Origin of the sequence: Kitasatospora sp. DSM 101779 (assembly GCF_025655475.1) — a bacterium.
In the GTDB taxonomy this organism is placed as follows: domain Bacteria; phylum Actinomycetota; class Actinomycetes; order Streptomycetales; family Streptomycetaceae; genus Kitasatospora.
Genome location: NZ_JAHTIK010000001.1, coordinates 1,990,570 through 1,998,628, shown reverse-complemented (window position 1 = coordinate 1,998,628; position 8,059 = coordinate 1,990,570). Strand labels below are relative to the sequence as shown.

At 73.7% G+C, this 8,059-nt stretch carries 6 protein-coding genes; 3 read left to right on the top strand and 3 right to left on the bottom strand.

Going from position 1 to position 8,059, the window contains the following annotated elements; translation table 11 throughout:
* Together KSNIM_RS09280 and KSNIM_RS09275 are read right to left on the bottom strand one after the other, a co-directional pair.
* The coding region (locus KSNIM_RS09280) for an SMC family ATPase (RefSeq protein ID WP_263102748.1) at window positions 1-838 on the bottom strand (838 nt) is incomplete at its 3' end.
* Window positions 835-2,007, bottom strand: a complete 1,173-nt coding sequence (locus KSNIM_RS09275; RefSeq protein ID WP_263102747.1) for an exonuclease SbcCD subunit D — start codon at window positions 2,005-2,007, stop codon at window positions 835-837. The genes KSNIM_RS09280 and KSNIM_RS09275, both read right to left, overlap by 4 nt.
* A 272-nt stretch (window positions 2,008-2,279) precedes the next feature.
* Here KSNIM_RS09275 and KSNIM_RS09270 point away from each other — a divergent pair, with 272 nt between their 5' ends.
* Together KSNIM_RS09270 and KSNIM_RS09265 are read left to right on the top strand one after the other, a co-directional pair.
* A complete protein-coding gene (locus KSNIM_RS09270) occupies window positions 2,280-2,879 on the top strand; it encodes a hypothetical protein (protein ID WP_263102746.1) in 600 nt (199 codons plus the stop codon).
* A 222-nt stretch (window positions 2,880-3,101) separates the two neighbouring features.
* A complete protein-coding gene (locus KSNIM_RS09265) occupies window positions 3,102-3,899 on the top strand; it encodes an SGNH/GDSL hydrolase family protein (RefSeq protein WP_263102745.1) in 798 nt (265 codons plus the stop codon).
* 48 nt (window positions 3,900-3,947) lie between these two features.
* On the opposite strand, the gene KSNIM_RS09260 is transcribed toward KSNIM_RS09265, so the two are convergent.
* Window positions 3,948-5,768, bottom strand: a complete 1,821-nt coding sequence (locus tag KSNIM_RS09260; protein WP_263102744.1) for an AMP-dependent synthetase/ligase — start codon at window positions 5,766-5,768, stop codon at window positions 3,948-3,950.
* Window positions 5,769-6,135: 367 nt separating this feature from the next.
* Between KSNIM_RS09260 and KSNIM_RS09255 the strand changes: the two genes are divergently transcribed.
* A partial coding sequence (locus KSNIM_RS09255) for a nitrate- and nitrite sensing domain-containing protein (protein ID WP_263102743.1) occupies window positions 6,136-8,059 on the top strand: 1,924 nt, incomplete at its 3' end.

Here is an 8,059-nt window from a genome sequence, read left to right as displayed (position 1 = left end):
GTGCCGCGGCGAGCGCGGTGTCGGCCACGGCCCGCTGCTCGGCGGCCTCGCTGCGCAGGATCGCCGCCCACCCGAGCACCCCGTCGACCAGGTCGGCGGCGCTTGCGGCCGAGCCGTCCTCGGCGGGCACCCACTCCTCGGCCGGCTCGCCGCCGGCACCGGTCGCCTCGGCGGCCCGGGCGGCCAGGTCGCGCAGCCGCCGGCGGCCGTCCCGGACGGCCGCCTCCTGGCGGAGGCGTCGCTCGGCGAGCCAGCGTTCGACCTGGCCGAACCGCTGGGTGTCGAAGAGCCGGCCGAGCAGCTCGGCGCGCTGCTTGGTGTCGGCCCGCAGGAAGCGCGCGAAGTCGCCCTGCGGCAGCAGGACGACCTGGCAGAACTGCTCGCGGCTCATGCCGACCAGGCGGCGGATCTCCTCGCCGGCCTCCTGGTGGGAGCGGCTGACGGCCCGCCAGCCGGCGGTGCCGTCGCCGGTGTCGGCGGCCCACTCGCGCAGCAGGGTCTGCGCCTTCTCGGTGGTGGTGCCGGTGCCGCGCAGCTTGGGGCGCTGCTGCTCGGGGCTGCGGGTGATCTCCAGCCGCCGGCCGCCCAGCGTGAGATCGAGCCGGACCTCGGTGAGCAGACCCGCCGCGGCGTGGTCGCTGCGGAGCGGGTTGCCCCGGCGGGCACCGGGCACCTCGCCGTACAGGGCGTAGCAGACCGCGTCGAGCACGCTGGACTTGCCGGCGCCGGTCGCGCCGCGCAGCAGGAACAGCCCGGTCGAGGCGAGGCGGTCGAAGTCCACCTCCTCGGTGCCGGCGAACGGGCCGAAGGCGGTGAGGGTGAGCCGGTGCAGCCTCATCGGGCGGCCTCGCGGGAGAGCTCGGCCTCGCGGCGGACGGTCTCGAAGCCCTCGGCCAGCCAGTCGCGCTCGTGCGCGCCGAGCGTGCTGCCGGGCCGGACGTGCCGGACGAAGCCCTCGGCGATCTCCAGGTCGGAGCGCCCGGTGACCCGGGCCGCGTACGAGGGGTGCGGGTCGTCCTCGGCGGGCTCGGGTTCGAAGAGCAGCTGGAGGGTGTGCGGGAAGCGGCGGCGCAGCGACTCCATCGGCTCGGCGGGCCGCGCGGCGTCGGTGAGGGTGGCCTGCACCCAGCGGTCCTCGGCCCAGGCGTGCTCCTCGGCGGCGAGCAGGTCGGCGAGGCGGCCGCGCAGCCGGGCCAGCCCGCGGGGCTGCGGGCAGTCGATCCGGCGCTCCTCGGCGATCGAGCCGTCGGCGGCCAGGTCGATCAGCCACATGGTCTTGCGGTGGTCGGCCTCGGAGAAGGAGTAGGCCAGCGGGGAGCCGCTGTAGCGCAGGTGCGGGGCGAGCCGCTGGCTGCCGTGCAGATGGCCGAGGGCGACGTAGTGGACGCCGTCGAAGACCGCGGCGGGCACGCTCGCCACCCCGCCGACGCTGATGTCGCGCTCGCTGTCGCTGGGCGCGCCGCCGGTCACGAAGGCGTGCGCGAGGACGACCGCGCGGGTGCCGGCCGGGCGGCCCGCGAGATCGGCGCGGACGGCGTCCATCGCGGCGCCGAGCACCTGCTCGTGGCCGCCGCGCTCCAGCCCGAAGCGTTCGCGGACCAGGGCGGGCTCCAGGTACGGCAGGCCGTAGACGGCGACCGGCCCGTGCCCGTCGGCGAGCAGCACGGGCTCGGCGCAGCCGTCCGGGTCGGTGCGCAGGTGGATGCCGGCCCGGTCGATCAGCCGGGCCGCGACGCCGAGCCGCCGGGCGGAGTCGTGGTTGCCGCTGATGAAGACCGTCGGCACGCCGATCTCCGCGAGCCGGACGAGGACGTCGTCGAAGAGCGCGACCGCCTCCAGGCCGGGCAGCGCCCGGTCGTACACGTCGCCCGCGACCAGCACCGCGTCGACCCGCTCGGCCTCGGCCACGGCGACCAGGTGGTCGAGGAAGGCGCGCTGGGCGTCGTGCAGGTTCTCCCGGTGGAAGGAGCGGCCGAGGTGCCAGTCGGAGGTATGCAGCAGTCGCATGGTCATCGACCATAACGGGCGGCACCGACACCCGGCCGTGCCGACCGCCCCGGCCGATGCCGATCCGTGATCCCGGGCGGACCGTCGGTGACGGGCGGTAGGGTCGCGGCGCGGGCACGGGGGCGTCGCGGGTGTGCCCCGGGCGGCGGCCAGGACTGTTCATCGACCGGATGTTCGGGGAAGATCAACAGTCGGAGCGGGAGGCGGCCCGCCGCGCCCGCTCCCCGGCCGCCGACCGGGCGCGCCGGCGGCCCGGACCGGAGGGGACACGCGTGAACCGCATCGAGTACAGCGCGGAGATCGCCGACCTGCTCGGGAAGGTCCGGCGCCGGCCGATCGCGGGCTGGCCGTGGCGGCCCGGCGAGGACGTGCCGTCCGGGCTGCCGGTCAAGCAGTCCTGGGGCTGGCTGTTCGCCCCCGACGGGCGGGTGCTCACCCTGGTCAACCCGAAGGACGGCATCGTCAGCCTGCCGGGCGGCTCGCTGGAGCCGGAGGACGGGGGAGACCCGGCCGCGGCCCTCGCCCGGGAGGCGGGGGAGGAGGCGCAGGCGGTGATCGGCCGTCCCTGGTACCTGGGTTACCTCTACGACCGGGTGGGCTCGGCGAACGGCGGGCACGAGTGCGCCCGGGTGCGGATGGCGGCGGCGCTGCGCCGGGTGGGCCCCTCGCTGCCGGACCCGGCCTCGGGTCGGCACTACCGGCGGCTGCTGGTCGCACCCGGGCTGGCGGTCGAGCTGCTCGGCTGGGGCCCGCAGGGCGTCCGCCAGGCGCGGGCGGCGGTGGCCGCGGCGGTGGTGCACCTCGGGGTGCCGGCCTCGGCGAACGAGACGATCGAGGAGCTCCCGCAGGCCGGCTGCGCCCTCTTCGGGTGACTCCCAGGATTCTTTGACGATCCGTCAATCCTGCTTTCAGAAAAGGTTTCGAGCGGAATTCCCGATGGCACCGCGGTGACGTGACGGTGCCACACCTGCTGCTCCGTCAACAACTTTGGCATGGGCACTATCCGGCGAGGCTACTGCCTGGTATCACAACAGTGTGATCCGGGTCACCCCCACTTCCGGATTGCATTCACCCCCCCACCCGGAGGTTCCCCCATGCCTCGAACCAGAGTCCTGCCCGTTGCGGCCACGGCGCTCGCGCTCTCCCTCGCCACCCTGTTCACCGCCACCGACGCCTCGGCCGCCGGAGCCCGCTACGTCGCCCTCGGCGACTCGTACTCCGCGGGCGTCGGAGCGGGCAGCTACACCAGTGACAGCGGCAGTTGCAAGCGCAGCACCAATGCGTACCCGTACCTCTGGAAGAACGCCAACGCCCCCACCTCGTTCAGCTTCGTCGCCTGCTCCGGGGCGAAGACCGGCGACGTGCTGAACAACCAGATCTCCGCGCTCAGTTCGAGCACCACCCTGGTCAGCATCACCATCGGCGGCAACGACGCCGGCTTCGCCAGCACCATGCAGACCTGCGTGCTCAACTCCGAGAGCAGCTGCCTGAGCGCGGTGGCGACCGCGAAGTCCTACGCCACCAACACCCTGCCCGGCCAGCTCGACGCGGTGTACTCGGCGATCCGCAGCAAGGCCCCCAGCGCGCACGTCGTGGTGCTCGGCTACCCGCACCTCTACAAGATCGGCGGCAACTGCATCTTCGGCATCGGCGACACCAAGCGCACCGCCATCAACGGCGCCGCCGACACCCTCGACTCGGTCATCGCCAAGCGCGCCGCCGACGCCGGCTTCACCTTCAAGGACGTCCGCGGCATCTTCACCGAGCACGAGATCTGCGGCTCGTCCACCCAGTGGCTGAACAGCACCACGCTGCCCGTCGACGAGAGCTACCACCCGAACAAGGCCGGGCAGTCCGGCGGCTACCTGCCGTCGTTCAGCGCCGCGGCCTGACCCCCACCGGCCCGCCGTGCCCGCGACCCCGCGGCGCGCGGCGGGCCGTCAGGACGCGTACAGCTCCTCGATGTCCTCCGCGTAGAAGGCCTGGATCGCGCTGCGCCGCATCTTCAGCGAGGGCGTCAGCAGGCCGTCCTCGGCGCTGAACTCCTTGGGCAGCAGCCGGAAGGCGCGGATCGACTCGGCCCGTGAGACGGCGGTGTTGGCCGCCGCGACCGCCCGCTGGATCTCGCCGTGCAGTTCGGTGTCGGCGAGCGCGCCCCACACGTCCAGCTGCTCGCGGCCGCGAAGCTTCAGCCAGTGCGCCAGGGCCTGCGGGTCCAGGGTGACCAGCGCCGCCACGTACGGGCGGTTGTCGCCGACCACCAGGCACTGGGCGACCAGCGGGTGCGAGCGCACCCGCTCCTCCAGGGCGCCCGGGGCGAGGTTCTTGCCGCTGCTGGTGACGATCAGTTCCTTCTTGCGTCCGGTGATGGTGAGGTAGCCGTCCTTGTCCAGCTCGCCGATGTCGCCGGTGGCCAGCCAGCCCCGGACGAGCGCCGCCTCGGTGCAGCGCGGGTGGTTGAGGTAGCCGGAGAAGACCGTGCTGCCGGTCACCCACACCTCGCCGTCCTCGGCGATCGCCACCGCCGCGCCCGGCACCGGCCGGCCCACCGTGCCGAACTTCGGCCGCCCCGGCGGGTTCGCCGTCACCGCGGCGGTGGTCTCGGTCAGCCCGTACCCCTCGTACACCGTCATGCCCGCCCCGGCGAAGAACAGGCCGAGCTCGCGGCCCAGCGTCGAGCCGCCGGACATGATGTTGCGCACCCGGCCGCCGAGCACCGCCCGCAGCCGCTGGTACACCAGCCGGTCGTACGCGGCGTGGCGCACCCGCAGTGCCGTGCCCGGGCCCGGGCCGTGGCCGAGCGCCTTCCGTTCGCGGGCGGCGGCCCAGGCGACCGCCGTCTCCGCGGCCTGGTCGAACAGCTCGGCCTTGCCGGCGTCCTCCGCCCGCTCCCGGGCACGCTGGTAGATCTTCTCGAAGACGTACGGCACCGCGTGCAGGAAGGTCGGCCGGAAGGACTCCAGCGCCGGCAGCAGGCTGTCCGTGGTCAGCTGCCCGTGGTGGCCGATCCGGATGCCGCCGCGGACGGCGGCGACCTGCACCATCCGGCCGTAGACGTGCGCCAGCGGCAGGAAGAGCAGGGTGGCGGGCGGCACGCCGCCGGTGTCCCGGAAGATCTCGCCCCAGCCCTCCAGCAGGGCGTCCGCCTCGGCGGTGAAGTTGCCGTGGGTGAGCAGGCAGCCCTTCGGGCGGCCGGTGGTGCCCGAGGTGTAGATGACGGTGGCGATGCTCTCCGCGCTGACCCCGAGCCGCTGGCGGTGCACCAGCGCGTCCGGCACGCCCCGGCCGTCCTCGATCAGCGTGCCGACGCAGTCCCGGTCCAGCTGCCAGATGCCGGTGAGCTCGGGCAGCGCGTCGCAGACCGCGCCGACCGTCATCGCGTGGTCCTCGTGCTCCACCACGCAGGCCACCGCCTGCGTCTCGGCGAGAATCCAGCGGACCTGCTCGGGCGCCGAGGTCGGGTACACCGGCACGGGGATCGCGCCGATCGCCCACAGCGCGTAGTCGAAGAGCGTCCACTCGTAACAGGTGCCGGACATGACGGCGACCCGGTCGCCGTAGCGCACGCCCCGGGTGAGCAGCCCCTTGGCGAGGGCGAGCACCTCGTCGCGGAACCGGAGCGCCGTCACCGGCCGCCAGACCCCGTCGACGAGCCGGGAGAGCTGGATCAGCCCGGGGCTCTGCTCGGCGGTGTCGAACACCGAGTCGGCGAGCCCGCCGGCGGCCGGCTCGGACAGGGCGGGGCTGCTGACCTCGCGCACACCGCCCCCGATCCCCGTCTTCCCCGCGCGGTCGGCCTGCCCGGCCGGCGGACGGATCGGCAGCGAAGCTACCGGATCTCCGGGTGTGCTGCCCAGAGGCCCGGGGACGGCCCGGCGCGATCGGCACGGAGTGCACCCCCCGGTGACAGCGGAGAGCGGTCGCCCGGGGAGCAATCCCGGATCAATCGGACAGGCGCCGGCGGGGATGGCTGCGACCCTTCGAACGGGTGGTCAGCGCGGTGTAGAGTCACGCAGATCCGACGGCCCGGCCCCCCCGCCGGGACACCCATGCCCGGTCGGGGAGGCGCAACCGCCCGCCCGACCCGCACCCCTGTCCGCGCCTGGCTCCATCCCGACCGAGGAACCCATGCGTCTGCGCAGCAGCTCGATCCGCGCGAAGATCATCGCGCTGCTCATGGTGCCCATCGTGGCGCTCACCGGGCTGTGGGTCTACGCGACCCTGGTGACCACCGGGGACGTCCGCAGCCAGTTCGACGTCAGCTCATCTTTCCATGACCTGGTCAAGCCGGTCGACCAGTACACCCTGGATCTCCAGGAAGAGCGGCGCGCCGCCGTCCTCCGCCTCGCCGACCCGGGCTCGCAGGCCAACAAGGACGCGTACGAGCACGCCCAGGCCGCCACCGACCACAGCCTGCGCGAACTGCACTACCTGAACGACACGGCCGCGCTCGACAAGCTCGACGCCCAGCAGCGGACGAAGTACCAGGAGATCCTCACCGCCGCCGACCAGCTCTCCGCGATCCGCGGCCAGGCCGGCCGCGACGTCGTCAGCTGGGACCACGAGCTGCTCGCCTACAGCGACCTGGTGGAGCGGGTCTTCCCGTTCCGCTCCTCCTTCGCCGGCCGGCAGAGCGGCCAGCTGCCGCGGCAGACCATGCTGCTCACCGAGCTCGTCCGCGCCCGCGAGTACCTCTCCTGCGAGGTCGCCGCGATGCAGGCGCTCCGGGTCACCGACAAGCCCGGCGACGAGATGATCCAGGTGGCGCTGGACAACATGCACTCCCAGCAGGCGCTGTTCAGCGTCTACGCCGGCGAGCTCGACCTCACCGACCAGCGCGACTACGCCGACCTGCGCGGCTCCGACAACTGGATGGCGCTCGCCGCCGCCGAGGCCAACTTCGACTCCTCGGTGCAGCGCGCCGCCGCCGTCCACGCCAACCCCAAGGACCCGTGGCGCGAGTCCGCGACCCCGGTGCTCGCCTCCTACGCCGACCTCAACACCCGGCTCGCCGACCGGATCGGGGAGCGCGCCGACTCCTACGCGATCAACCAGATCGTCCGCGGTGCCGTCGCCGGTCTGATCGGCCTGCTCGCCGTCGTCCTCTCCGTCCTCATCTCCTACCGGATCGGCCGCGGCCACGTCCGCGAGCTGATCGCGCTGCGCAACGCCGCCCAGGAGCTCTCCGGCACCCGGCTGCCGCAGATGATGGGACGGCTGCGCCGCGGCGAGAGCGTCGACGTCGAGGCCGAGACGCCCGACCTCGAGTTCGGTGCCGCCGAGATCGGCCAGGTCGGCCGGGCCTTCCACGACGTCCAGGTGGTCGCCGTCGAGGCCCTCGTCGAGCAGGCCGAGCTGCGCCGCGGCGTCGCCGCCGTCTTCGTCAACCTCGCCCGCCGCAGCCAGGTGCTGCTGCACCGCCAGCTCACCCTGCTGGACGCGATGGAACGCCGCACCGAGGACCCGACCGAGCTGGAGGACCTCTTCCGGCTCGACCACCTCACCACGCGCATGCGGCGCCACTCCGAGGGTCTGATCATCCTCTCCGGCGGCTCGCCCGGCCGTGCCTGGCGCAAGCCCGTCCGGATGGTCGACGTGGTGCGGGCCGCGGTCGGCGAGGTCGAGGACTACGCCCGGGTGATCGTCCGGCCGTTCCCCGGCACCGGCCTGCTCGGCAGCGCGGTCGCCGACGTCACCCACCTCGTCGCCGAACTCATCGAGAACGCCACGGTCTTCTCCCCGCCGCACGCCCAGGTCACGGTGCAGGGCGAGGTCGTCGCGCACGGCTTCTGCCTGGAGATCGACGACCGCGGCCTCGGCCTGAGCGAGCACGCGCTGGAGGAGATCAACCAGCGGCTCGCGGTGGAGCAGGAGTTCGACCTCGCCGACACCGACCGGCTCGGCCTGTTCGTGGTCAGCCGCCTCGCCCGCCGGCACGGCATCCGGGTGCACCTGCGGCCCTCGCCGTACGGCGGCTCCACCGCCGTGGTGCTCGTCCCGCGCGAGCTGCTGGCCGACGCCAACGAGGTGATGGCCGACCAGTTCTCCGGCC